Origin of the sequence: Mariniblastus fucicola (genome assembly GCF_008087665.1) — a bacterium.
In the GTDB taxonomy this organism is placed as follows: domain Bacteria; phylum Planctomycetota; class Planctomycetia; order Pirellulales; family Pirellulaceae; genus Mariniblastus; species Mariniblastus fucicola.
Map to the genome: position 1 here is coordinate 669,908 of NZ_CP042912.1, position 25,321 is coordinate 695,228.

Annotated in this window: 15 protein-coding genes; 11 read left to right on the forward strand and 4 right to left on the reverse strand. The window is 53.7% G+C overall.

What is annotated here, in order from left to right:
- Positions 1-12: 12 nt before the first annotated feature.
- The gene (locus MFFC18_RS02470) at positions 13-624 is read left to right on the forward strand and encodes an adenylate kinase family protein (protein ID WP_075084924.1); all 612 of its coding nucleotides are present in this window, start codon (positions 13-15) and stop codon (positions 622-624) included.
- A 97-nt stretch (positions 625-721) separates the two neighbouring features.
- A complete protein-coding gene (locus MFFC18_RS02475) occupies positions 722-1,546 on the forward strand; it encodes a sulfurtransferase (protein ID WP_075084727.1) in 825 nt (274 codons plus the stop codon).
- A gap of 13 nt (positions 1,547-1,559) precedes the next feature.
- On the opposite strand, the gene MFFC18_RS02480 is transcribed toward MFFC18_RS02475, so the two are convergent.
- Positions 1,560-3,323 (reverse strand): fatty acid CoA ligase family protein, encoded by a 1,764-nt coding sequence (locus MFFC18_RS02480; protein WP_075084726.1) that lies wholly within the window; start codon positions 3,321-3,323, stop codon positions 1,560-1,562.
- Between the two features lie 161 nt (positions 3,324-3,484).
- On the opposite strand from MFFC18_RS02480, the gene MFFC18_RS02485 reads away from it, so the two are divergent.
- The 3 genes from MFFC18_RS02485 to MFFC18_RS02495 all read left to right on the forward strand — a co-directional run bounded on the left by MFFC18_RS02485 (position 3,485) and on the right by MFFC18_RS02495 (position 7,940).
- The gene (locus tag MFFC18_RS02485; protein WP_148618595.1) at positions 3,485-5,563 is read left to right on the forward strand and encodes a hypothetical protein; all 2,079 of its coding nucleotides are present in this window, start codon (positions 3,485-3,487) and stop codon (positions 5,561-5,563) included.
- 103 nt (positions 5,564-5,666) lie between these two features.
- Entirely contained in the window at positions 5,667-6,446 is a 780-nt protein-coding gene (locus tag MFFC18_RS02490) for a ferredoxin--NADP reductase (protein WP_075084724.1), read from the forward strand.
- A 351-nt stretch (positions 6,447-6,797) separates the two neighbouring features.
- The gene (locus MFFC18_RS02495; protein ID WP_084417144.1) at positions 6,798-7,940 is read left to right on the forward strand and encodes a DUF937 domain-containing protein; all 1,143 of its coding nucleotides are present in this window, start codon (positions 6,798-6,800) and stop codon (positions 7,938-7,940) included.
- A 77-nt stretch (positions 7,941-8,017) separates the two neighbouring features.
- Here MFFC18_RS02495 and MFFC18_RS02500 read toward each other — a convergent pair whose 3' ends face one another.
- Positions 8,018-9,085 (reverse strand): DUF1571 domain-containing protein, encoded by a 1,068-nt coding sequence (locus MFFC18_RS02500; protein ID WP_075084721.1) that lies wholly within the window; start codon positions 9,083-9,085, stop codon positions 8,018-8,020.
- A 232-nt stretch (positions 9,086-9,317) separates the two neighbouring features.
- Here MFFC18_RS02500 and MFFC18_RS02505 point away from each other — a divergent pair, with 232 nt between their 5' ends.
- From MFFC18_RS02505 to MFFC18_RS02515, 3 genes are all read left to right on the forward strand, one after another.
- Positions 9,318-13,502 carry a hypothetical protein gene (locus MFFC18_RS02505; protein ID WP_075084720.1) on the forward strand — a complete coding sequence of 1,395 codons (4,185 nt, stop codon included), beginning with the start codon at positions 9,318-9,320 and terminating at the stop codon, positions 13,500-13,502.
- A gap of 72 nt (positions 13,503-13,574) precedes the next feature.
- Positions 13,575-13,949 (forward strand): hypothetical protein, encoded by a 375-nt coding sequence (locus tag MFFC18_RS02510; protein WP_148618596.1) that lies wholly within the window; start codon positions 13,575-13,577, stop codon positions 13,947-13,949.
- Positions 13,950-13,965: 16 nt separating this feature from the next.
- Complete coding sequence (locus MFFC18_RS02515) at positions 13,966-19,413, forward strand: DUF5724 domain-containing protein (RefSeq protein ID WP_075084718.1); 5,448 nt, start codon at positions 13,966-13,968, stop codon at positions 19,411-19,413.
- An 82-nt stretch (positions 19,414-19,495) separates the two neighbouring features.
- On the opposite strand, the gene MFFC18_RS02520 is transcribed toward MFFC18_RS02515, so the two are convergent.
- Both MFFC18_RS02520 and MFFC18_RS02525 read right to left on the reverse strand, forming a co-directional pair.
- A complete protein-coding gene (locus tag MFFC18_RS02520) occupies positions 19,496-20,077 on the reverse strand; it encodes a hypothetical protein (RefSeq protein WP_148618597.1) in 582 nt (193 codons plus the stop codon).
- A gap of 3 nt (positions 20,078-20,080) precedes the next feature.
- Positions 20,081-21,751: a vanadium-dependent haloperoxidase gene (locus tag MFFC18_RS02525; protein WP_084417143.1), complete on the reverse strand. Its 1,671-nt coding sequence runs from the start codon at positions 21,749-21,751 to the stop codon at positions 20,081-20,083.
- A 329-nt stretch (positions 21,752-22,080) separates the two neighbouring features.
- Here MFFC18_RS02525 and MFFC18_RS02530 point away from each other — a divergent pair, with 329 nt between their 5' ends.
- Genes MFFC18_RS02530 through MFFC18_RS02540 form a run of 3 tightly spaced genes read left to right on the forward strand, consistent with a single transcriptional unit; the run spans position 22,081 to position 25,287 of the window.
- Entirely contained in the window at positions 22,081-22,551 is a 471-nt protein-coding gene (locus tag MFFC18_RS02530) for a hypothetical protein (protein WP_148618598.1), read from the forward strand.
- Positions 22,548-23,426: a hypothetical protein gene (locus tag MFFC18_RS02535; RefSeq protein WP_075084714.1), complete on the forward strand. Its 879-nt coding sequence runs from the start codon at positions 22,548-22,550 to the stop codon at positions 23,424-23,426. Before MFFC18_RS02530 ends, MFFC18_RS02535 begins: the two co-directional genes overlap by 4 nt.
- A gap of 37 nt (positions 23,427-23,463) precedes the next feature.
- Positions 23,464-25,287 carry a glycosyl hydrolase family 17 protein gene (locus MFFC18_RS02540; RefSeq protein WP_075084713.1) on the forward strand — a complete coding sequence of 608 codons (1,824 nt, stop codon included), beginning with the start codon at positions 23,464-23,466 and terminating at the stop codon, positions 25,285-25,287.
- Positions 25,288-25,321 lie beyond the last annotated feature (34 nt).

A 25,321-nucleotide genomic window follows, 5' to 3' on the forward strand; every position in this document is an offset into this window, starting at 1 on the left:
TCGGATTTTTCCATGAAATTTCGTTCCGTGCTTCTGTTTGGTCCTCCAGGGGTCGGGAAAGGCACGCAAGGCGCGATCCTTGGTTCGGTGCCCGGGTTCTTTCACCTTTCCGTTGGTGATGTGTTCCGCTCAATCGACATCGGCAGCGACGATGGCCGCGAAGTCTATCAGTACAGCTCGCAAGGCAAGCTGGTTCCCGATGAGCTCACGGTGAAGATCTGGAAGAAAGCTCTGAACGCTTACGAGGCACTCTCCCGTTACAAACCGCGTGAAGATATCTTGATTCTTGACGGTATACCAAGAAACGTGGCTCAGACAGAATTGGTGCAAGATCATCTCGACATCCTGCAAGTCATCCACCTGCAATGCTCCGATGAGGAGGAGATGATTCACCGGATGCGCCGCCGGGCGATTCGGGAGAACCGTGCTGACGACGCGAACGAAGACGTCATTCGAAAACGATTCGAGGTCTACCGGCAAAAGTCCGCGGCGGTTCTGGAATGCTATCCCCAGGAAATTATTGCGACGATAAACGCAAACGGGTCTCCCGCCGAAGTCCTGTCCAGAATCCTTGAGGCCGTGGTTCCAGTTCAAAACCGTCACTTTCTTGAGCACACCGGCTAGAAAGCGAGCCAGCTGAGTCAACTGTTCAGGCAATCATGTAGTTACTTTTTCGAAACTCAACTCAACTCAACTCAACTCAACTCAAAAAAGGGAAACCATGTTTACGACTTTCGTCAGCGTTGACGAACTAATCGCGAATCGAAAACCGGACTGGGTAATTGTTGACGCCAGTTACGATCTGAAAGACAAAGCAGCCGGCTATGAAATGTATCAGGCCGCTCACATTCCCGGCGCAGTGTACGCTCATCCGTTCAAACATCTCAGCGGCCCGCCGCTAACGGACCAGGGGCGCCATCCATTGCCATCGGCCGATCAGCTGGAAATGGTTTTCTGCCGACTCGGTATTTCTCCCGGCACGCAAGTCATCGCTTATGACAACCGTGGAATTACGGCGCCGCGGTTGTGGTGGTTGTTGAACTACATGGGGCATGACAAAGTCGCCGTACTTGATGGCGGAATCAAAGCGTGGGTCGACGCCGGCCACGAAACAGTTGCGGGCATCGAAACGAACGAACCTGGCGACTTCGAAGGCACTGCCAATCGCGACATGCTGGTTGTGCTCGAAGAAGTACTGGACCAGCGACTGCTGATCGATTCGCGCGATGCCGAACGCTATCGAGGCGATTCCAGCGGTTCAGATCCAGCTGCCGGCCACATTCCGGGAGCAAAGAATCGCCACCACGCGCTTAACAAGGACGAAGACCTTAAACTGCGCGACGTGGAGACGCTCAAGGCCGAGTTTGCCGATCTGTTGGGCGACGTTCCAAGTGAATCGACGACTTTCTACTGTGGTTCGGGCGTTAGCGCCTGTCACAACCTGTTGACGATGGCTCATTTGGGAATGAAGCCCGGAAAGCTGTACGTTGGTTCGTGGAGCGAGTGGAGTCAGTTCGAAGATTTGCCAAAGATTTCTGGCGACTGACTGGTTGGTGCGGTCACTGATTGATTATCTGATCGGCGAGCGGCCTCATCTTTTCCCGGAAGATTTTTGAATTGTGTCGAATGTCCACGGGAAGTTTGTCGTGGATCGCAAAATGTTTGATCGCGTCGGTTTGCCAATGCTGGCCCGCGAGGTCTTTCAACTCCTGAATCAGGGCTGCCTTTTCAGTTTCGTTCGACGGATTTTTTTCTGGCCACAGTTCAGCAAAAATGACGGGGACTTGTTGGCCCGTTTTTCCGCTGCCGACCAAAGCGCTTCGGTACACGGACGGGTGAGAGTTAATGATGGATTCGCACGGAACCGTAAACATCGGCCCGGTTTCCGTTTCAAGTCGATGTGACTTGCGACCGCAAAACCAGAATCTTCCTTCGGCATCGAAGTAACCGACATCGCCCATACGGTGCCAGAATTTTTCTCCGTCAGCAACCTTGTGGTCCGCGTTGGCATCGCCGCGAGTCAGATACTTGTCCGTCACGACGGCGCCTTGCACGATCAGTTCGCCGATCTCGCCTTGAGGAAGGAAAGTGGTTTGGTCGATCGAAGGGATTGGATCGTCAGAGATTGGAATCAGATTCCAGGTCATGTCAGGAAACTTTTGACCGACGCACGTGCCAGCGCCTTGAGCTGACTGTTCGGCTGTTTCGTTGAGCACTTCTGTCGCGCTGATACAGGCTACCGGCAGTGATTCGGTCGCGCCGTAAGGAGTCCACGCGTCGCCATCGTCAGCAATCACACTTTTGATTCGTTTGAGAACGTGTGGCGGCACCGGAGCACCTGCCGAAAGAATACGTTTGATTGTCGGAAGTTTGCGGTCGTTGTCCGCGCAGTATCGCGACACCGTATTCCATAGCGCTGGCGAACCAAAGCTCTGGTCAGCGCCGAACGTTTCGACGGCATGAATCAGATTGGGAGGAAAGATGTCGGCGGGACGAGTCGGATCCATGTCCGGAAAGACCGTCGCGGATCCCATAGCCGAATTAAAAAGCGCAAACAGCGGAAATCCGGAAACGTCGACCGTCCCGGGGCGCACGTCGAACCAGTCGCGAATCTGGCGTGACTGTTCCAGGAAAATGCGATGCCGATAGTGGACTCCTTTCGGCGGTCCCGTGCTGCCGGTCGTGAAAATGATCGCTGCAGAATCTTCGCGATCCATTTCGATTGGTGCAAACTCTTTGTCGGCTGATTTCTCAAACTTGCTCATCGACTTGCAACCGGGAAACGATCCACCGACAACAAAGTTCTTTTTGCAATTCGGAAACCAGCGACGATAAATCATCCGCGCCGAATGTGCCAAACGGGAACCGACGACGCCTTCTGGATTTGCTTCTGAAAGACATTTCACCAGGTTGTCGCGTCCCATGCCCGGATCGATCAGGATGATCGTGGCTCCAGTCTTGAACAATGCGAACACGCAAGCCACGAACTGAATTCCGGGCGGAACCATCAACGCGATACGGTTCCCTTTCTCGACTCCGGAATCGCGAAGACCATTCGCGTAGGCGTTGCTCAATTTTTCGAGCGCACCGAACGTGATCGTGTCGAACGGCAACGGTTGGGCAGTCTGTGATTGATTCTTTCCCGTCAAACGTCGCAGGATTCTGGCTGCTGCACTGCCCGGCAACCTCGGCGCAGCAACGGCCAGGTAATCCGGCATTCGCTCGGCCGTTTCGGTAAGTGTATGCCCGACGTTGTGCAGCGAGGAAAAGTCCCACGGCTCGATCCGTTGGTCAAAACCCGTTTTGTAGTTCGAGTGATTCATCAATGTCTCTGAAGGAAAACGGTCAAACCTTGCATTTCGCCACGTCAAGGGTTTCTTGCGAGTCTTGATTGCTTTAAATTTTATGAAAACCAATCCGCTGGATTGTGACACGAGCGTGCGAACGCAAAACGGCTACTCAGGCCAACAACTCGGAACATTATATGTCGATTGATATCTACCAGCAGTGCCCTTGTCACGAAGAGAAGAAGATCAAGTTCTGCTGTGGCAAAGCTGTCATCGAAGACCTCAACGATGCTTTGGCAAAGCACCACTCCGGCCAGTCGCAGGCGGCACTGGAGCAGCTTGAGCGTGCGATGGACACGATGGGGCCCAAGGACTGTTTGACGACGTTTAAAACGTTCGTGCAAATTTCGACCCAGGACGTTGACGGCGCCGAAGCCACCAACGAAGCGTTTTTGAAACGTTGCCCTGATCATCCGACAGGATTGCAGCATCGGGCGTTGATCGAAATTATGCGAGGCGAAGTCGATCAGGCGACGTTGACGCTGCAAGACGCGATGGACGCGATCACCGGGACAGAGCTTCCTGTTTCGCTGGCTCGGGCTTTCGAAAGTCTCGGTATGGCGTTGGTGGCCAAGCAAAACATTCTCGCAGCCAGAGCCCATCTTTCGTTCGCCCTGTTTCTCAAGGAAGAGGATCCTCGCCTGACGCAGCTGCTGCATGAGCTGTTCAATCCGTCCGGTGCCGTGATGTTCCTCAAAGCCAATCACCAGCTCGAACCGCCGGTCGAAGGTTCGGAGTGGGAGAAATCTTTCACCAATGTGCATCGCGCTGTCGGCCGCGGCCAGTTTCGACGTGCGTTGGGGATGTTGTTGCAGCTTAATGAACAATATCCGAATCAGCCACAAATCACTCAGGGAATCGCGGTAGTAACTTCGATGTTCGCGCCGTTGAGCGCCCAAATTGCTGCATGGCGAAACGTGGCGTCGATGGAGACCACCAAGCCAAAGGATGCGATCGAGTTTCACGGGCTGGCCGAAGCGATCGCCGCGATGTCGGGAAGCGAAGGATACGTGCCTGTCAATCGTTCCAGTTGGGAGGTGGAGAACTTCGAAGCCATCAGCGAAGCATGTATCTCCAGTGATTCGATGATCCCGATGAATCCGGGCCCAGACCATGATCCGTTTGATGAAGGTCCGGCGCCGCGAGCCGGATTCTTGATTCTCGATAAACCCAAATTGGCGTCGGCTGATAATCTTTCCCTGGACAACATTCCGTTTTCACTCGGCGAAGTTTTGCTGTACGGCAAACAGACTGACAGATCGACGCGCGTCGAAATGGTTTGCGTTGAGAACGCACGATTCAATGAGGCGATTGGCCAGCTCAAGAAGATCACCGGGATTTCAACCGATCCGACGACGGTTGCTTTCGACAAAGTGAACCAGGGTTCCGATGCGATTACGTGGAACTGGAATCTTCCCGACGACACAAGTCGCGAACAGCATAAAGAACTGCTGGGCGAGATGAAGAAAGTCGCCTTGGGTCGTTGGTTGGATCTCAAGCACGAGTTTATCGATGGCAAATCTATTCGTGAGGTTGCTGGTGACGCATCGCTGGAGCCTTGGGTGCAGGCGAAGCTGTTGCACTTGCAGCAAACGGCCAACGGCGAAGCGTTTACTCCAGAGGCAATTGACGAGCTGCGAACCGAGCTTGGGATTCCGAAGTTGGAATTGTTGGCTCCGTCTGAGGACGAATTCCTGACGCCGATGCAGATTTGTCGTATCGATGCAGAGAAGCTCAGCGACGATCAGCTGTTGGGCTATTTTCAGATCGCGACCATGACTCAAAACTTCACGGGGCTGAAACAGCTGACGCCTGAGTTGCTCAAGCGAGAGCACATTGAGGGTGCCAGACGTGATATTTGCCACGTGAATATGGCTCGTTTCAGTGAGTCTCATGAAGAGGCGCTCGATCATTTCGCCAAATCGCGTGCGGAAGCTGCGAAGCTTGGTGCACCGCTTGGGATTTTGCTCGTGGCCGAGTTCGAATATCGATTGAGAAACGGTCTTGAGGACAAACTGGATTCGCTGCTGCAAACGATCGAGTCCCGTCACATGAACGAGCAGGGTGTCGAACAGGAGTTGGCTCGACTGTTTCAGTCGCTTGGAATTCATCCCGGCGCGTTGCCTTCAAGCGATGGTGAGCCGGTCGAAGCAGCGGCGACCGAGAGTGAGCCTGGCGGATCAGAAACATCTTCCGGACTGTGGATTCCAGATTAAGATCGTAGACATGTGACTGGTCGCGGTTCCAGCGATTTTGCGTTCAGTCCCTGTGTCTGGAACCTCCTTCCTTTCAAACTTCCATCGTCCCGCCGAGTCCACCATGCCCAAATGGTTTCAATCCAAAGTCCTGGCAAAAAAAGTTTGGACTGAAGGACTGTTTACTTTGTCGATCGATGGCACCGGTGTTGAGCCGTTTGAGCCCGGCCAGTTTCTGCACCTTGCTGTGTTTCCGGACGGAATCGATGCCGATGCTGACGACGACACGCGGGAAAAGCAACGAGTGAATCGGCCTTACTCGGTCGCATCGCCGTACGGAGAAAGTCTGGAGTTCTTCATCATTCGCGTTGACGACGGCGAGTTGACGCCGCATCTTTGGAAGCTTGAACCGGGAGACGATATTGAGGTCTCCCAGAAAGCCGCCGGAAGATTCACGCTGGAGAAAACGCCTGACGCGGAGAATCTTTGGCTGATCGCGACGGGAACCGGTTTGGCGCCGTACATTGCAATGCTGCGCACCGAAGAACCGTGGCAGCGATACAAAAAAATTGTCGTCGTGCACGGCGTTCGACACGCGAATGATCTGGCTTATACCGACGAGTTGCAGGCGATTGAAAACGTGCGGTTGGGTGCGTTCAGGTTTGTCCAGGCGTTGACTCGCGAAACGGCTGACGGCACGCTCAATGGGCGCATTCCGGCGCTTGTTGAGAGCGGTGAACTGGAATCTGCTGCAGATTGCCGAATGACAAAAGAGGATTCATCGGTAATGCTCTGTGGCAACCCGGCGATGCTCGATTCGATGGAAGAGATCCTGGGGAAACGGTCGATGACGCGACACCGTAGCAAGTCGCCTGGCCAAATCGTGTTGGAGCGATATTGGTAGTTTTTACTGCCGATCAATCGCCGATCTGTTCTGTTGTCGGCGCAGACACCGACATTGTCCATCGGCGAACCGGGGCTGAAATCATCAGTTTGATCAATGATGAAACGGGAAGTCTCGATTTTCGACCGGATGCGCCGACAATCGCCGTCGAGCGAATCTGCAGGATTTCGACGCAACGAACAAAGGGCCTTCACAAGTTCAATTCGCAGCAACGCGAATACGCAGGGCGTCGCGTTTTGACGTCGAAGCCAACGTTGGTGCAGCCACCAAAATGGGTGCCTCGGTTGATCAAAACCGCTATACTTCGTCACACAAAATCACTTCACCGAAATTGCTATTAGAGGAAAACGAATGTCTGTAAACATTATGGATCTGGTCAAAGGCGCCGTGTCTGATCAGGTCATGGGCCAAATTGGAGGACTTCTCGGAACGGACGCTAAAAAGACACCCTCTCTGTTTGAAACTGCTGCCGGTTCGATTCTGGGCGGCTTGATGAAGAAAGCCTCTACACCACAAGGTGCTCAGGATATCTTTGGCGCTGCTCAAAAACAGGATGATTCCGTACTGGACAAGCTTGGCGATTTGCTCGGTGGCGGAGATTCGACAGACGAGTTCGAAAAGCAGGGTTCAGGTATTCTCGACATGGTTCTTGGCGGAGGGCAGCAAACCAACGGCATGATTGGAATGATCGCCAAGTCGCTTGGTTTGGACAAAGGCGTCGTCGGCAAGCTCTTGATGATGGCTGCTCCGATCATCATGGGCGTGATCGGCAAACACATCAAGAACAAGGCTCTCGACGCAGTTGGTCTGGGCAATCTTTTGGGCGAGCAAAAATCCCATCTCGGAAAATACATGCCCGCATCGCTGACCAACGATCTTGGTTTCAGCAATATGCTCGGTTCAGCTTCCGACGCAGTCGGCACTGCCGGTGGTGCGGCTCGTGACGCAGTTGGAAATGCTGCCGGCGCTGCTTCCAGTTCGGGCGGAAGTTTGTTGAAGTACATCATTCCGATTGGCCTGTTGGGGATTCTTGCAGTCTTTGGCGTTCCATGGATCATGGACATGATGAGCCGCAGTGGCGGCGCGGCGTTGGATCAAGCTGAGATTTCCGTAACTCCTCTTCCTGGCGCTGGCATCGATGGTTTGGATTTTGCCTCAGTTCCGTTCAGGGATTCGTTGGGTGAAACGGGTCCCAAGCTCATGAACAGTTTTGCTGATATCGCATCAGGATTGGAAAGCGTTGCTGACGAAGACGGCGCCAAGTCGCTGGCGGACAAGATCAGCAGTTTCACCGGAAACTTTGACAGCTTCGGACTGGACAAGCTCGACGGCAATCCCAAGGCGGCGACCATCGGACTGGTCAGTACGTTTGTAGAAACGGTCAACGACCTGTTGTCGGACAAGTCAGAAGGAGTTCGCGGAATCCTCAAGCCGGTCATCGACCTCATGATGGAAAAGCTGGCTCCATTCATCGGCGCACAGAACGCCCTGTAGGGATTCGTTCAGCGGCGATTTGCCGCAAGAATAGTCGTCGACATGCGACGCTCGATTTCGATTGAGCGTCGCTTTTTTTACCACGAAGGATATTCGTAGTCTGGATTGGTGATGTCGAAGTCGACGTCTTTCAGGTCGCAATTCAAATCAAGGTCCAGATAAAAATACTTTTCCAGTAGCGGAGGTTCTTCACCTTTGGCTGTCGGCCACAAGTACCCTTCATAGCCCGTTGGAATTTCATACTCGTCGTCGATGTAGATTTTCGCGATGTGATACTCGAAGTGCTCACGCGGTACCGGGTGCGTGATCGTCAACATCGTGCAGGGGCGGCCGTCGACTTTAATGTTTCGATCGATCTGGACATCGCATTCGTCATACTTGCGATCGTTCTCGCCGAACTCTTTCATTTTAATAATCAGGTTGCGAAAGCCGATTTGGTAGATCGGGTATCGGTTACCAGTCATGGCAAACGAGCCCATTGGGTCAAGGCGGACAGTCTTGAAGTTGAGCAATCCCGTTCCGTGCCCCAGAATCAGATCCTTGTTCTGTCCTCGAACCCAGATTGCTTCCTGACCGACTTTCGATTTCGGCTTTAGAAAACGAGTGTAGATGCTGAAGGGGATTTCGACTTGCTCGTCATCCACTGACAGCGTTTGGTCGTGGCGGACTTTGACAAACATCAAGTTTTCTTCGTGCAGCGTGTTGCCGGTGCGGACTTGAGTCAGCATCTTGGCTGAATAGCCAGCGTAGCGTGTGTCGATAAGTTCCAACCCGCGATTGGCCATCGCCATCAAAGGATCCAGCGGATGTTCAGCCGTCTCGACTTGCTGCATGGAAATCGTGTCAGTCAGTCGCTTTGGACTATCCGCTTCGTCCGGCAGTGTGCTATCACTGGCAGCGTGATCTGAGTCGTCGCCATCTGTTTGCGGGACATCCGAGCCAGCGTCATCGTTGGAAGTCTGAATCTCGACAGTTGAGTCGTCTTCGACATCAGGGACCAGCATTGACTGGACGACGACCAGTCCGGCTGCAAGCACTAACAGCGCAATGACAGCAATGGCGATGCAGCCCACCCAGTTTGGACGTTTAGGCGTTTGTGATTCACCCGGGCTACTCGAATCAGTTTTTAATTCGGAATCTGTCATGGCACTCGAAAAAGCTGGTTCCTCAAAATGTCATCAATGGCCGTGGATTAGACAATAGACATTCCTTCAATGCAGCAAAACTTCTTTTGTAATTGTGCAATCCGTGAATACTAAGTTGGTACAGCCCCTAGACCAATCTTACGACGATTTTTACGATGGAAGCTCTACCGGCGCCATTGAATGATGCGTCGCGATTCTGGCGAACTTCGAATGCATTGGAAAACGGACAACGATGGGACGAGCGAACCCTGAACATCCGAGCGATGCGTTGATTGATAAAATCCTGGGCTACCTGAATTTCTCATCGGGTAATCATGACGCAAACTTCTTTCGAAATCTCGATGAAGTTTTCAGCCAGCACTCCAATCCGGAACAGCTACTTGGCGAGCTGTTGAACAGCGCGGACCATCGCGTTGCTCGCAGTAATAAACGGTCCAACGAAGAAACGTCCATCGAGCAGTTGTTGGACAAGAACGATCCGTTCGAAGTTTCAGCCGCTGATCAGTCGGAAAGCGATTGTCCGGCGTGGCGCAAAGTTGCCAACGTACTTACGCAGCGGCTTGACGCGCTGGAGCAGGACAACGAGACGTTCCGCGATCCAGTGCAAGCAAGGACTGCATTGAGTTTCGTCTTCGACAAGTTCCTGATTGCGTGGTTGAGCTTTCACCGGGACCTGCTGTTTCACCAGCGAACCGAGTTTACGTTCAATTCGTTTTTTGTCGCTCGAGCATTTGAGTTGACGCTCCGGCTGATCGATTTGCCGGACGAACAGCGTCTGGCCAAAGCCCTCGCACAGTTCAATGACTTCCTCGGTCACCGACCGATTGCCACGCTCGAATCGCAACAGATCGAAGCTTATCCTAACGAGTGGATTCGACCGATTCCCGTTTACGTTGCTGGCGTTGGTGCGGCTACCGGGCCTTACAAAACAATCGTGGGAATGGCGGTCGAGCTGATTCGTGGCACGCACGAAGATATTCTGCACGCGGCGAAGTTTAATCCGGAGTTTCTGAACGAGCTGGCGATCGATCCGCGGGCATTTGATTTTGATCATCCCATCAACAAGCGACCGAATCATCATTTTGGAACCTGGGACGAGCAGCAAGTCGGGCCGGACGGATACTATCGACGATTCATTATTCATCAGGTGACGCTCGACGGTTTGTTGACTCGGGTGCGGGATGAAGTTGCCAAAGGCGAGATCGCTCGCGATGAACTGGAGTCCGAAGCTGCCGCGGTGCTGGCCTGCACGATGTTGATGGCTTCCGCCATTTCCGGTGACTGTATTGGAGCCTGGGATTCAGAAGTAACACTCGGCACGTTGCTGCCTGTGGTGGCTGACTATCGGGACCGATTTTATGAGATGTTGCTTGAGCGGCTTCCCGAGAAACATCGCCAACGACTGAATCAGGAGTCACTGGAACGACATCAGCCGTTTGGTGCCGCGAGGCAGGCCTTGAACTCGAATCTGTCCGCGCGACGCGCGTCGCAGTTGGTCAATTGTCGGCTGGCTTCCATTTTCGCAAGGATGGGGTTTCCGGTCGCTGCCCAGATGCAATTGGAAACCGTTCCGGTGGCGTCGGCGCGAATCGTTTGCCGAATCGACTGTTTGTTGGCGGCCTCGTTTCAGGCAATTGAGCAACGTAATCTTGGCGGCGCGTTGAAAGCTGCCAGTCGAATGGTGGAGCTTTTGAAACGCGGCATCGGCTGCGGAGCAATTGTGGATCCCTGGAACATCATTGGCTTCGACGCGAACTACAGCTTGTTTCCGGCGCTGCAGGATTCGGTGCGGGATCATCGAGCATTCGAACTGGTCGATATTGTCGAAAGCATCTTTGCACTCTACTCACGATTGTGGAGTCAGGCGGCGGCTCAGGATGCGAACGAGATGGTTGACCTGATTCGCGCCGAGTTTCAATCGGTGGTGACGTGGTGGCGAAAGTATGCGGCTCATGAAGTCATGTCGGTCGATGCGGTTGATCCAAACGAAGTCTTCGACGCGGCCAAGCTCGTTTCGACGGCTCTGAATCTGTGGCAAAAAGGTGGCGCGGAAGCGGGTGATATTCGCTTTTGGGCTCAGCATGCAGAACTGTTCGATTCACCGAAAGCTTACAAGCTGGTGATCGACGCGTTGTTGCAGCGAGAAGATTACACGACGACGACAGCGTTGCTGATTCACTGGCTGGGACAATCGTCGACGGTTGGTCTGCAACAGGGAGCCAGTTCGTTCCACGATCTGATGTACCTCTGGATCGCCGAACAGAAACGTCTGCTGCTCGAGCGGTGCAACGACGCAGAGAATTTTGTCGATTGCGAATCCGTTCAGGATACCTGGTCGCAGATCAGCAAATTTTATGACTTCCTCGAAGCGAACGCTGACCAATACTGGAGCGTGCCGCACTTCGAGATTGATCGCCGAGTTGATACGAGAGGGATGGAAGCCCTGGGCGTTGAGGACGAGGATCAGGACGACTCGGGCGATATTTTCGAGGACCTCTGGAAGGACGTCGTATACAAAGATTCCACCAACGATGGGATCGAAGGCGAGATTCACGACGGAGGCGGCGGTGGCGACGACATCGAGAGCGATGAGGCTCTCAATGCGGAAATCGATCGTGTTCTTGATCGTTTGGAGTTCCTGGGCAACCTCGCAAGCTATTGGCGGATCGCATCGACGATACCGCTGGCGGGCCAGGCCAACCGACTCCGACAGGGCGAGGTGCCATCTGATCACGCGATGCGACTTGCGGCTCGCCGCGATACGATTCTCAGTTGGGTTCGCCAGGCAGACATTAACCGCGGACGGTTGCTGGAACTTCTCGATTCCATCAACGCTTACAAGCTTCCGTCGACCGACGGCGATCAGGTGTCGATGGTCATCTACGATCAACATCGACTGTTCAAAGAGTCGCTGTTGGAGCAAACGATCAACTGCTGTGTGGAAACAGAGAACGCCGTTCGGGCGCTGCGAGCCGTCGTCGTTTCGATCGACTACTTGCTCAAGGATCGTAGTGAAACGCCAGACTTTTCATCGCACAACGGTTTGACACCGCTGATCGATACGCTGTCCGGTTTTGTGATGCAGAATCCGCGACACGTTGCCGATCGGTTCGACGAACTGGTTGAGTATTTCGAGAACCAGCCGATTCTGTATGTGCCGCTGACGCGAGGCGGTGATCCACGGTCCATCGTTGACGTTCGTTTGGTTCAGTCGAATATGCTGGAGATGCTCCAGACGTTGCCGCGCATCGGCATGTTCGAGGAGACTTGCGTGTTGACGGAAACCGTTTTGAAGATGGAGCAAAAACATCCGGTCGCGATGGGAGCCGTCACCGAGTTTGACGAATTGTTCAAAGTCGCCTACACCGCGATGGTGGAAGCCCTGGCTGATGCGAGTGCCGTTGATACGGAGACCGAAGATCGCGAATCGCGGGAAAAGAATCTTTTTGCATGCCTCAAATTGCTGACCGAATCGTTGCTGCAGTTGTGGCTTGAACACAGCAAGACGCTGCGGTTGAGCGTCCTGGAGAAAGTACACGACCAGCAGCTATGGATGGCGCTGGTCAAATTCATCGAGACCTATGGTGACGGGCTGCTGACCCAATATTTTCTGCACCTGGGTAACGTGCGTGCGATTCTTCACCAGGGAGTCGGGAACTGGATCGAGCAGGTCGAGAACGCCGGCGACACGATGGGGCTCAAGCTGTTTGAGGACCTTAACAACGGCAAAATTTCCAAGCCTGCGGTCGTGGCACATCTGACGATGGTGCTCGAATCGGTGATGGAGAATTTCACTGAGTATCGTGACTACAACACGACGACGACTCAGTCAGATCATGGCGACAAGATTTTTATTCTGCTCGATTTCTTGAGGCTTCGCAGTAGTTACGATCGAGTGCGTTGGAAAATGAAGCCTGTTATTTGGGCTCATAAAATTCTTGTCGACAAGAAACAGAATAACGTCGCCCGGATGTGGCGTCGTGAGCTCAACGAGAAGATTTCACCCAAGGCGACTCGCTACATCGAAGAACTGGAAGAGCTGCGAAAACGATATTCGATTCAGCTCCAATCGGTTGGCCGTCGAATTGAAGGCCGCTTCGAATCGCAGATTCAAATTGACCGCCTGATTGCGTTGGTCAAACCTGCCGTTGCCAAACCGAGAACACGGGATTCGCTGAAGGCATTTGATCTGTTGCAGCATGAAGCCCAAGCTTTCTGCCGGACAACAACGGGCGTCGGAATTGAGCTTCCTCCCTGGTTGGCCGCACTCGAACAGGAGGTTGAGCAGATTCATTTGCCGGCTCGTTTGCGGCTCAAGTCCACGGCGGCTGACTGGCGCTGTGACGCGTTGCCAGACTTTGGCAGCCTTCGACGACAGTTGGAAGAGTTTCCGGGCAACCAGAGTGATTCTGATTAACAGGTTGTTGTAACGATGCAGGTCAGTGCGAAATCTCTGGGGTCGAAAAAGCCGCTCTTTGCTGATTTCTCAGTGCCTCTCCCGCCTGACTGGTATGACGATGGTGATTCCGGTCGAACGCTGCGCGATTTGATCGAGCAGGTTGTCCGGCTCGAAGTGCGGGCATTTCTCAAACGCCAATCGGATCGGCAGTTTGTCCGCGCGCTAACCGCGCGAGAAATTGATGACTCGGTCAAAAAAGGCAAAGTCGAAATGGGTGCCAGCGAAGTGGAAATCCGGGACGTCGACGAAGATGCGGCCGTGAGTGCTGCCTGGGTTGCCTTCGAGGACGGAATTTACTTGGTCATCGTCGATGAGAAACGGTATAAAGACTTGGACGAGGCAGTGTTCGTGACGAAGGATAGCCGATTGACGTTCGTTCGGCTGACGATGCTGTCAGGAGCGTGAAGCACAGGAGCTTGCGGTGGGAAAACTGGTCGATTTGCAGCAACAGGTCCAGAGTTGGCACACCGGCTCGAACGAACTTCGCGATGAGAAACGTTTTCTCGCGGGAGTCAAAAAGCTTCCCGCAAAGTTGCGACCGATTGCCCTCGCGGCGTTCGGGTTTGACGAGTCGGAAAAGCAGAACCGTGGCTATTCGTGGTACCACAATGAGTCGGCGAAAAAACGCGAAGACCGGGAGGAGTGGTTTGCCAAATGGGAACCAAAAATCGATTCGATATCCGGGGCTGATCGCAAAAAGATCTTTGGCTTGCTCGGCAAGCAACTGGCTCCGTGGGTTGAGTTAGCTTGGCAACAACTCAAAAAATCTCCGTACTCCATAGGCTATAGCCAGACCGCGTTTCGGGCGCACCGGAATCCTGAGGTAACGCTCAAGTCGCGATTGAACTGGCTGCAGAGAATCCTCAGCCTGACTGGGCCGTTTCAATTGGAAGTGTTGACGCCAGCTTGGATGGCAGCGTGGGCCGCCCATGCGTTTGACTACCAGTCCGGGGACGTCTCGCCGATTCTGATTGCTGCGATGGACGCCGGCGGAAAAGTTGGCGACGAAGTCTTTGACATTTTGCATGCGACAGTGACTCGCGATCATCCCGTTGGTGTCATGGCCGACTTTGTTATCGCGTCACTGCTCGGCGCGAATCGCCCCAAAGGTTGGGGGCTTGTGGAGAAAACGCTCCTGGCAGCACAGCGTCAGGAAGGGCTCCGTCAGTCGATCATCGAGTCCATTGATCTGGCTCACCCGGACGCGTTTGAGCGAATGTTGAAATTGATCGTTGATGAAAACCTGATTCGATTCAGCAGCGTTGCCCGCGCGGTCGATGTCTGGCTGCGGTTGCTCTGGGACTCGTCGAGCACAAAAACGCTCGTCGAGAACGTCGAAGCAGTTTTGGCAATGAAGCAGTCAGCGGCTCAGCATAAAAAAGCACTTGCCGACGACGACGCCGAGACCGTTTACCGCGCATTGTGGGTCCTGGCCACGAGCGATGCGATTTCGGCCATGAAGCAGGCCAGGAAACTTCTGAAGCACGAAAGCGACGAAGTCCGCTATGTCGCGGTTTGGATTCTGCATCAGTTAGGATTCGACGAAGCCAGACGAACGAAGTCTGTTGCCATCAGTGATGAAAATCTTCAGGTTGCCGTACTGGCAGCAAGCGGATTACAGGGGTTGGAGGCAGAAAATGATGTGCTCGAACGAATTCCACTCGCAGATCACGGTGATGTCTCGAGCAAGGATGTTTTTGAACGAATTGAATCGCTGTATCAACGTCTCCCTGAGAAATCGAAGAAACTTGAGGCTATCGTCTGGCCGTGGACCGAACGCAAGGTCAAGCGATCGCAGTTGTCCGGCAGTCTGTTGTCCACGCTCGGTAGTCGTCCACCAACGAGAATGTTGCCTTACTTGAAGGGCCTGGGCAGCTGGGAAAAAGCCCGAGTGATCAGCTTGTTGTCTGCCCAAAAGAAATGGGACAAACTCACTCGTTCATCGTTGCTGGAACTGACGGGAAACCCATCGGCTGACGTCCGTGGCGCCGCCTTCGATGCGATCAAAGGCAAAAAGCTGACTGATGACGAGTATCATATTTTTGAGGGATACCTGAGCCGCACCGCGATGGACCTGCGCTCGAAAGTTGTTGAGCTATTGCTGAAGCAACCAGACGCCAAAGTTCTGGGGAGCGCGGACCGATTGCTGGGAGGCGACGTGAAGAAGCGGCTCGCCGGTTTGGAAATTCTACGGCAGATGGCCGAAGCAGACCGATCACGTACCGCTTGTGTTGAAGCGGCGAATGAGTATCGAGCCGGCCGCAAGAAAGTCTCCAAAGAGGAAGAGATTCAGCTGGGCGAAATTGCGAACTCGGATCGTCCGGTTTGGACGCTCGAAAACGGGCTTGGGCTGTTAGATCAGGATGGAAGAAGCAAAGTGGTTCCGCCCAAAAAGAAAAAGGTGGTACTGATTTCCAAGGCTGCGATTGCCTGCCTGAAATCACTGGACGAGCTGGTTCATGAAAATCGTCATGAATCAGTGCGCTACAAAACCTGGCGAGGCTGGGACGAAGGTCTGCTGGGCGAGCTCGATTATGGCCTGCCTCACATCAATCCGGCAAAACCGCTGGCAAAGCAGATCGCAGATTTTCCTCTCTGGGAAACGTGGGTGGATTGGCGCGACAATCGATCTGCAAAGCTGCAAGACAAGGACGGATTGGAGTTGCTTCGGGCAATGACCGCAGGTTCATTTATGGAATCGTGGGACTATGGTGCAATCACTCGTTTTGCCAAGAAGCCGGATCAGAAAAAAGTCGCGCAAGCAGTGCTGGGCGAGTACCAGCGACCCAAGCTCAGATATTTAAGCGTTGTGACCCGGATTTTGAATTGGCTGTTCTACAGCCGAATTCCCAAGGGCTGTCTCGAATATTTGATGGACTGCAAGGAGAACACTGGTGCTCACGCCACTGCGGCAATGTCCGGGAAATTGGTCCAGGCCAGTCGGTCTGAAAAATCGCGATGGGAATTGAGGTCCATGGATTGGCGGTGCGAGGACGTTATGTCCGTGTGGCCCAACGCGTTTGATTCCTTTGTTTCGACGACGCGAATCAAGCTTTCCGTTGCGCAGCGGCGTCGCATGTTCGAGCTGGATCGATTTTGGGACGAGCCCGTTCCTGAGGCACCACGAAACAGAGTCGACCTCGACGATCTGGCTTTCGCCTGGCGGAAAAAGTTTGCTTCCCGGGACGACATGGTTGATGTTCTCATCGGTCCAAATCGCGAAGAGTACGGTGGGTTTTCGCAGTTGTCGACGCTGACCGAGCATGCACCCAAGAAGCCAACGCGACAGATTCTCGAAGAAACGAAGGGGCTTGCTGAACTGGTCGACGAAGTCAGGTCGCGACTGTTGGAGGTCGAGCTGAGTCGTGGGGAGAAAGCTACCGCCGCCACCGAGGCAGCTCTCGCGGTCAAGAGTTTCTACGGGATTGAAACGCTGTTTCGAATTCAGGAAGCTCTCAACGGCGACTATAAAGTGATTCACAGTTGGAGCGCCCGCACGGAGGATTCGCGACCCGCTACGCTCACCAAGTTGATTAAATCTACCTACCCTGCTCCGGGCGAGACGGCCAAAGATTTCGCCAAACATGCCAAAGCAGCGATCAAGGAAGGCTTCTTCTCAGAAGACCTAATGTTGCAACTCGCATTTCTCGCGCCGCAGTGGAGCAAATTTGTTGGCGAGTATCTCAAGTGGAAAGGTTTCAGCGAAGGTCTCTACTGGTTCCTCGCCCACATGAGCACCTGGCGAAACGACGCCACCCTCGCAGCGGCGTCTGCCGAAGGAATCGAGGATGACGACGTCGACAACGAGAGCGTGGATGATGACGACGATGACAGCGGCATTTACCAACGGCCCGAAAAACTCTCACCGTGGCAGCGTCTGATCGTGGAGCGTACGCCACTGTCACCGGCCGAACGCGAAGAAGGCGCAGTCGACGTCGAATGGTTTCACCGCACGTTCAAAATGCTCGGCGAAGAACGCTGGACCGAAATGGCCAAGTGCGCGAAGCTGGCGGCCAACAGTGCTCAGGCCAAGAAAGCCCAGTTTCTTGCAGACGCGTTGCTGGGGAATACGCCGCGACAGAAACTCGTTGACGGGATTCAAAAACGCAACCTGAAAGAAAACGTTCGACTGATCGGACTGCTGCCGCTGGCCAAAGGCGCGAAACGAAACAAGGACGTCGTCGAACGCTACGAAGTCCTGTTGGCTTACCAAAAGTACGCACGCAAGCTTTCTTCATTGACCAAACCGGAAGCCTTTCGTGCGCTTGAAATCGGCATGAGTAACCTGGCTCGGACGGCTGGCTATCCCGATCCACTGCGGCTTGAATGGGCGTTGGAAGCCGAGTCGACTCGTGACCTCGCCAAGGGGCCTGTTTCGGTCACGAAGGACGGCGTCACGGTCACTCTGCAGTTGGATGAAGATGCCAAGCCTGAGATTCTGATTCGCCGCGGCGAGAAATCGCTTAAGTCTGTGCCGGCAAAGGTTAGGAAGAGCCACGCTGCGATCTCTGATCTTGTCGATCGCGCCAAAGATCTGAGAAAGAAATCCAGCCGCATCAAACAGTCGCTCGAAGCCGCCATGTGTCGCGGCGACAGCATCGAGGCGGCTGAACTGGTCAAGCTGATGAAGCATGCGATACTTGCTCCCAACCTCAAACGGATTGTGCTGATCGGCGACGGAATCGCGGGCTACCCGGACAAAGGCGGCAAAGTCCTCCGCGACCACCGCGGAAAACTCGAACCGATCAAGAAGAAAGAACAACTCAAAATCGCCCATCCGGCTGACCTGTTGGCGCTTGGGAGTTGGGATAAATGGCAGCGCGAGTGCTTTCAGTCCGAACGGGTTCAGCCGTTCAAGCAGGTCTTTCGCGAGCTATACGTTCCAACGAACAAAGAGAAAACAAAAACGATCTCCAGCCGATTCTCCGGTCAGCAAATTGGTCCCAAACAGGCAATGGCGTTGTGGGGTTCGCGAGGTTGGAATACTCAGGACGAAGTTTTCAAAATCTTTCACGACTGTTCGATCATTGCCAGCGTCTCGTTTCAGTACAGCTTTGGAACCGCTGCGGAAATCGAAGGCCTGACCATGGAGACGGTCCAGTTTCAGGACCGCGACACCTACAAAATGCTGAAGCTGAGCGACGTGCCAGGAAACGTGTTCAGCGAAGTCATGCGTGACGTGGATCTGGTTGTCAGCGTCGCCCATCGCGGCGAAGTCGATCCGGAAGCCAGTGAGTCCACTGTTGAAATGCGATCGACGCTGATCCGGGAAACCTGTCAGTTGCTCTCATTGAAAAATGTGAAATTCAAACCTTCGCATGTGATTATCAAAGGTCACTACGGCGAGTACTCGCTGCATCTGGGCAGCGGCAATGTGCATCGATTGCCCGGAGGTGCTCTGGCGATTCTGCCGGTACATGCTCAGCATCGAGGCCGCCTGTTCCTGCCGTTCGCGGACAACGATCCCAAGACGGCGGAGATCGTTTCCAAAGTGTTGCTGCTCGCCAAAGACGAAGAGATCATGGATCCAACAATTCTTGATCAACTCGGAGCGCCAATGAACTTGAGGGCTGACTTCGATGCGGAAGGACCCGCTTTGAAGAAGAAATCCAAAGCCGGGGGCAAAGGCAAATCCAGTCCGCGGAAAGGCAAGGTCGCCAAATCCAAACGCCATTTTGAATTCGCGGAAGGCAAGTCAAACAAGTTCTGGGAAATCGAACTGACCGGAGAATCGGTAGTGACGACTTGGGGCCGCATTGGCAGCAAAGGCCAAACCAAAACGAAATCTTTTGCCAGTGAGGACAAGGCGAAAGAAGCCTTTGAGAAGATGATCAAGGACAAGACCGGCAAGGGCTACACTGAAAGCTGAGGCGTCGCTATCGACGATGGGTGTATGCGTCGATGCTGAAACGGTTCCAGCATCGATGCCACGCGGACATTCTCTGGTCTGGCTACCCTTTGGTGTCGCGAGGTTCAGCCAAAGAGCTGTCAATTTCAGCCCGAATCTCTTCGTCAACATCGTCAACAAAACGGACCATGGCATTAAAAATGGCTTCGTTGTAGGCTTCTCCGCTGTCACGAAGTCGCTTGCCAGCGGCGCTCATGTCGGAACGGGCTTGGTGGGCCTGTATCGAAAGCCGCTCGTAGATTTTCAATCGTTCCGAATGGTCGTCAGCCTTCCGTCTTTGGTCGTCGAACGCTTCGATCGTCGCCAGTGAACGGGCGACAATCTCGTTCAGCGCCAGTACCGTTTTCTTTGAAAATGGCGAAGACAGTTGCTCTAGTTCCTGAAACTCAAACTCGGGCACCGCGTCCTTCGATTTGTCTTGAGACAAAACTGCTGGGCTCGATGTGTCCGTTCCGGAGTGTACCTCGTCAGATTTGGAAACGGGCTGAGGGTCAATTCCAGATTCGCTTTGATGGCAACCGATCGATCCGGTGAGGAAAGCGAAGAGCAGGCCTGACACGATTGGTTTGAGCAACATTGGCTTGATAAACTTTGGAGGATTCGAATGGTTCTGATGCTTCAACATGACCTACCTCCTTCCCTTTTCGTCTCTGTTTCCGCGACGGACTGGCTGAAACGCCTGCTCTTCAAAGACGATATGGCGACCGATGTTCTCTCCCAGTTCCTGGCCCCCGAGATTGTCCCACTGCCAGTGCACGCCGTTGAAGATTCGGCTAATACCGTTTGACCACTGGGCTTCATCGAGTGACTGGAATCGAATGGGCACCAGCGGACGCGGAACGCCCAACGGGTCAACACCTTCGCCATTGTATTCGTCCGAGATGAACGTGAATCGTGTTCGGTTGCCGAAAAACTGACGCATGATCTCAAATGTCGACGAACCGAACGTCGCGTGTCCGGACGGATAGGCTGGAAACGGCGGAGTCGGCGTGATCGCAAGCTCCGTGTTGATGACACTGATACCAACGGGCTTCCAGGTCGGGTCGCTGATCGTCATGAGAACATCGTCCGATTTTCTTGTGCCAGTAACTGGCCGCCAGTAGTTGTAGTAGAACTTGCTGTCCCACGCCGCGATTCCTGAATCGGCCAGACCCGTGTTGATCATTGCCAGGTAGCGTGCCATGGCAACTGGATCGTCGATACCTTCGTCGACAGCGACTTGCGCTGCGATCTGGTTGTACAGCCTCGGCGGCGTTCCCAGTAACGGTGTGGCGTCGTAGCCCCAGTAGTTGCCGATGAATCTTGTGTACAGGTTCGACATACTTCCGCTGGTGTCGGGCGATGCCCCGAGTATCTTGACAAGGTAGTAGCCGCTCAGGTATTCACGCGAACCGGGTTCGGGCGGCGGCGGAAGCCGATATTGGTCACCGCTGGCAAGTGAAAACGGAGTGACGGCTCCCCAGTACGCACCAAGCGCCAAATTGAAATCGCCGCTGGTGGAGGGAGTCAGTGGATCCGGTTCCCATTCGTACGTTTCCGATGTTCCTCCATTGACCAGGTTGCCATTGGCGGTTGTGACGCCGTCGGCAACTCGTCCACCTTCGCCCCAGTCAGGCTCGGCGTCATCCGAGTTGTCGTCGATGCGGGAAATCCACATCGCGTTGGCAGCTGATTCGCCGACGATTTGTCCGGCTGCGATACTTTCCTCAGTGGCATCGATTTGTTCCAGGTCTGATTCGAGCAACATTTGCAATCGATCAGCCTGGTCCGGGAAAAGATTTAGCTGGATCGTAAACGAAGCGTACGCAATGGCCGCGTCGAGCGACGCATTTTGCGGGGCCTCCTCGATTTCGTTGTAGGCGTTGTAGGCATTCCTGAAAGCGTTGGCCGCGTCGAAAACCGTGATCTGAGTCATCGCCAACGCACGGCTGGTTCGCGTTGGGCCACCGTTCACAAAGTCGACTTCTCCGGTGTCGGGGTCGGGAGTGTGGTCGATCGCAATTGAATCCAAAAGGATTTCGTGCCACAACAACACGCGATCAGCTTGACCTTCGACGCCTCGTGCTCTGCTCCTGTTCTTCAGACGATTCAGGACGTTGCGGGCCATCGCAGAACGACTGGTTTGGCCGAGGTATCCCGTCTTTTGGTTTTCAGTAAATGGGCCTTTCTGGTTTTGAGCCAGAATCGGTCCGGGCGTCAATGAAGCAAGCGTCAAAATGCCAGCTATGGCCCAGGCCGTTTTGCGAAGCGGCATTCTCCGCACTCGAATTGAAAAACGTCTAAAGTTGTCGCTACTCATGTTGGCTGCTCCGTATCAAATTGAGGATTGAATGCGACATCGCCCAAGAGCTGACAACTGCTCGCACATCGGGGCAGCGTTCCACTTCCTGTGATGTTCTGGTTCAACAAAATCCGATACGCCGGATTCCCGCACGAGTCCACAGATTGCGTTTGACTTGTTAAACTTTTGGATTCCCGAGCCAAATCACAGCGAAGCTCAAAGCCTGGATTGGTCCGTCAGTGAGGGGATTCGAATACGGCATTTCGGTTTCGTTAACTCTCTTTCTCCAATTGGTTTGAAATCGATTTCGAGTACCATTTTTCACGAGACCACTATGCGGAGTGAACGTGACTGAATCAAAACAACATTTGTCAAGAAAACGCCGAACCGAGCTGGTTGCGGTAGGTGCCTTCATCGTGGTCAACTTGCTTGCGCCGGTTGTTGTGGGTGAGATGTATCCGTTCACAATTTCGCCGATGTTTTGCGATCAGCCAAAGCAATACTGCACCTATCAACTATTTGATCAGGATGGAAAAGAGCTTGATCTTGAAGCATTCGGGCTGCATCTTGTTTACGACGGAAACCCGCCAGGGCTGGGGATGGGAATCGAGGCCGCGCCGCAACTGCACGGTTTTGGAGAAGTGCCTGAACTTGATGAAGTGGTGGCTCATGTTCGCAAGATCGCCGACGAAGACGGAAAGTCATTCAGGCTGATTCGCGTTTGCCAGTCAGTCGTCGGTTGCAACGGAACTTGCCCGGAAGCCAAGGTTCGCGAAGCCATCATCGAGCCCACTGCAAATCAGCAGCCGACGGAGTGAAACCTGTGCAGCGATTCGTTGATTGGCTTCAGGAAGAAGCAACGCCGAAGTATGGCCAGATCGCGACGTGGCTGTTGCTTCTGTTCGCTGTCGTGGTGGCTCTTTCTCCGATCGAATTTGCCGTCGGGCCACGGCGAGCAGTTTCGGCAACCATTTTTTCGTGGTTGCCCGATGCCGTCGTTCGCAGCCCTGAACTGTTCTTTGCAGTCCGTGTCGTGTTGCTTGGAAGTGCGATTGCGTGGGCGCTGCGAATTTCCATTCCCTATAGCTGTTGGCTGACTGTGGCTGCATTCACCATGTCTTGGGCACTGCGAATGGAGAACTTGACCAATGGAGCCCATATTTTCAATGTGACCAATTGGCTTCTGATCATCCATGCAATGTGGTTTCATTTTCGCCACCGAGAGATTCACAGCGCATTGGTGGCTGGCAAATTTTGGCAGACGAAGCTGTATCCTCGTTGGGTGTTCTGGCTGTGCATATTTTACCTGGGCTGGTTCCACACGCTGGCTGGACTGTCGAAGATCTGTGCCAGCGGATTCGACTGGGGTGATGGCGTTTCACTGCAGTTGTGGACAGAACTTTTTGGCTGGGATTCGTCTCCCTTCGGAAAGCTGCTGCGGTGGGACGTACGGCTCACCGCGTGGATGCAGACCGGAGCGTTGATCATTGAATGCTTGAGCATCCTGTGCATCTTCAATCGATGGTTCCGATACGCAATCGGATTGGCACTGTTTGGATTTTATCTGGGAGTCCTGACGACGTTTATCGATTTCGGATTTCACTTCAACGCCATTCTGGTTGCCTATTTTCTATTGCCTGTTGATCAGCTATTAGGGTTGAAGTTTCTTCCTGCAAGGTCAGCCAGCGGTTAGAATGGGGTCCCCCTCTGATCCCACCTGAAGATCTGCAATGAATCGAATTTTCGCCTGCCTGTCTATTCTTCTGTCGGCTTTTCTCCCGCTTGTCGCCGCCGAAAGCACATTCGGCGACGTTACCGCCAGCGACATTTTGGGCAATCCGGACTGCCTCGCGTTTTCCTACGGTGGCTATCGAGGGTCGACTCGCGATACCGTTCCTTCGGTCGACGATCTCAAGGAGGACTTGCGAATTCTTTCAGCGATGGGTGTGAAGTTGGTTCGGACTTACAACACCCAGCAGTTCAAGCAGGCAGAGAATCTGCTCGAAGCGATCGATCAACTGCAGAAAGAAGATCGGGACTTTGAGGTGTACGTGATGCTGGGCGCGTGGATCGATTGCCAGAACGCGTGGACTGAGAAAGCTGATCATGACCGCGGGGATGTCACGAACAATCAGGCCGAGATCGACGCCGCAGTGGCACTTGCCAATCGCTATCCACGATCCGTCAAGATGATCGCGGTCGGCAACGAAGCAATGGTTCACTGGGCAACGAACTATTTCGTAAGGCCCGCGGTGATTCTGAAATGGGTTAACCATCTGCAGCAGTTAAAGCAGAACGGCAAACTTCCGCCCGGTGTTTGGATCACCAGTTCAGACAACTTCGCCGCGTGGGGCGGAGATTCCGCCGACTATCATACGCCGGATTTGGAGAAGCTGATCCGAGCCGTTGACTTTGTTTCAATGCACACCTATCCCTTTCATGACACGCACTACGATTCTGATTTTTGGATCTCGCCGGAAACTGAAGCAGGCCTTTCTGCGAGAGCCAAAGCGGACGCGGCTGTCGACCGGGCGATTCAGCGAGCCCAATCGCAGTACCAAAATGTCAGTGCGTATATAAAAACTTTGGGCGTCGACAAACCGGTGCACATAGGCGAAACAGGATGGGCTTCTCTTTGTGGCGAACTGTATGGCGCCAAGGGTTCGCAAGCGGCCGACGAGTACAAAGCCAAACGGTTCTATGACCAGATGCGGGCTTGGACGAACGACAACGGCATCAGCTGTTTTTACTTTGAAGCCTTCGATGAAAAATGGAAAGACCTCGGCAACGCTGAGGGGTCTGAAAATCATTTTGGCATGATCGATCTCGATGGCCGAGTCAAGTACGCGATGTGGGATCTTGTTGCATCCGGCGCCTTTGATGGGCTGACGCGTGGCGGAAAACCAATCACCCAAACGTTCGGCGGCGACGAGAGCAAGCTTCTCGATAGCCTGCTTCCGGTTCCTGCCGACGGCAACTGGGATGGGACCGTTTTGACGAACGTAAACTCGAATCGTCGAATTGGAGATGTTGTCAGCGAGAAAAACTACATCGTTCTTCACTCGTCGATGACGCCCGAAACCGTTGCCGATTCGACTCTCCCCAGCCAGCCGGTAAAGCTGAACGTTTGGGAGGGGACCTGCGAGGTCGAGCCCGTTGATTCCGAGATGCACATTCGCACCGGGACCGGAGCATGGTGGGGTTGCGCGATTGAGATTCAATCTGAAAACAAAGGAGAGAATCTGAGCCGTTTTCGTGACGGGAAACTGCATTTCGATATCAAAGGCGATACGAAATCAACTTTCGCGAGTGGTTTTCAAACAGGTCGCTATGCGGCTGGCAATCAAACCGACAACGCGATCACATTTGGCCCCAACGAAAAATATCAGCTTACGAAAGAGTGGAAGTCGTGGTCGATTCCGCTCAGCGAATTAACCGAATCCAGCCCCGATGCAAACTTCGAAAATGTAACTTCTTTGCTCTTCCTGAAAGGCAAAGGAGAGTTTGACGGAAAACAAATTCAGCTTCGAAACGTCCGCTATTCAACTGAGTAATTTTGCCTTCCTGTTTAGTTCTGTGGCCACCACC

Excerpts from the sequence above, each read along its gene's own strand:
- MFFC18_RS02500 (WP_075084721.1), bottom strand. The coding sequence starts at position 9,085 with ATGACAGATTCCGAATTAAAAACTGATTCGAGTAGCCCGGGTGAATCA.
- MFFC18_RS02480 (WP_075084726.1), bottom strand. The coding sequence starts at position 3,323 with ATGAATCACTCGAACTACAAAACGGGTTTTGACCAACGGATCGAGCCG.
- MFFC18_RS02470 (WP_075084924.1), top strand. The coding sequence starts at position 13 with ATGAAATTTCGTTCCGTGCTTCTGTTTGGTCCTCCAGGGGTCGGGAAA.
- MFFC18_RS02505 (WP_075084720.1), top strand. The coding sequence starts at position 9,318 with ATGGGACGAGCGAACCCTGAACATCCGAGCGATGCGTTGATTGATAAA.
- MFFC18_RS02525 (WP_084417143.1), bottom strand. The coding sequence starts at position 21,751 with ATGAGTAGCGACAACTTTAGACGTTTTTCAATTCGAGTGCGGAGAATG.
- MFFC18_RS02540 (WP_075084713.1), top strand. The coding sequence starts at position 23,464 with ATGAATCGAATTTTCGCCTGCCTGTCTATTCTTCTGTCGGCTTTTCTC.
- MFFC18_RS02520 (WP_148618597.1), bottom strand. The coding sequence starts at position 20,077 with ATGTTGAAGCATCAGAACCATTCGAATCCTCCAAAGTTTATCAAGCCA.
- MFFC18_RS02490 (WP_075084724.1), top strand. The coding sequence starts at position 5,667 with ATGCCCAAATGGTTTCAATCCAAAGTCCTGGCAAAAAAAGTTTGGACT.
- MFFC18_RS02495 (WP_084417144.1), top strand. The coding sequence starts at position 6,798 with ATGTCTGTAAACATTATGGATCTGGTCAAAGGCGCCGTGTCTGATCAG.
- MFFC18_RS02485 (WP_148618595.1), top strand. The coding sequence starts at position 3,485 with ATGTCGATTGATATCTACCAGCAGTGCCCTTGTCACGAAGAGAAGAAG.
- MFFC18_RS02475 (WP_075084727.1), top strand. The coding sequence starts at position 722 with ATGTTTACGACTTTCGTCAGCGTTGACGAACTAATCGCGAATCGAAAA.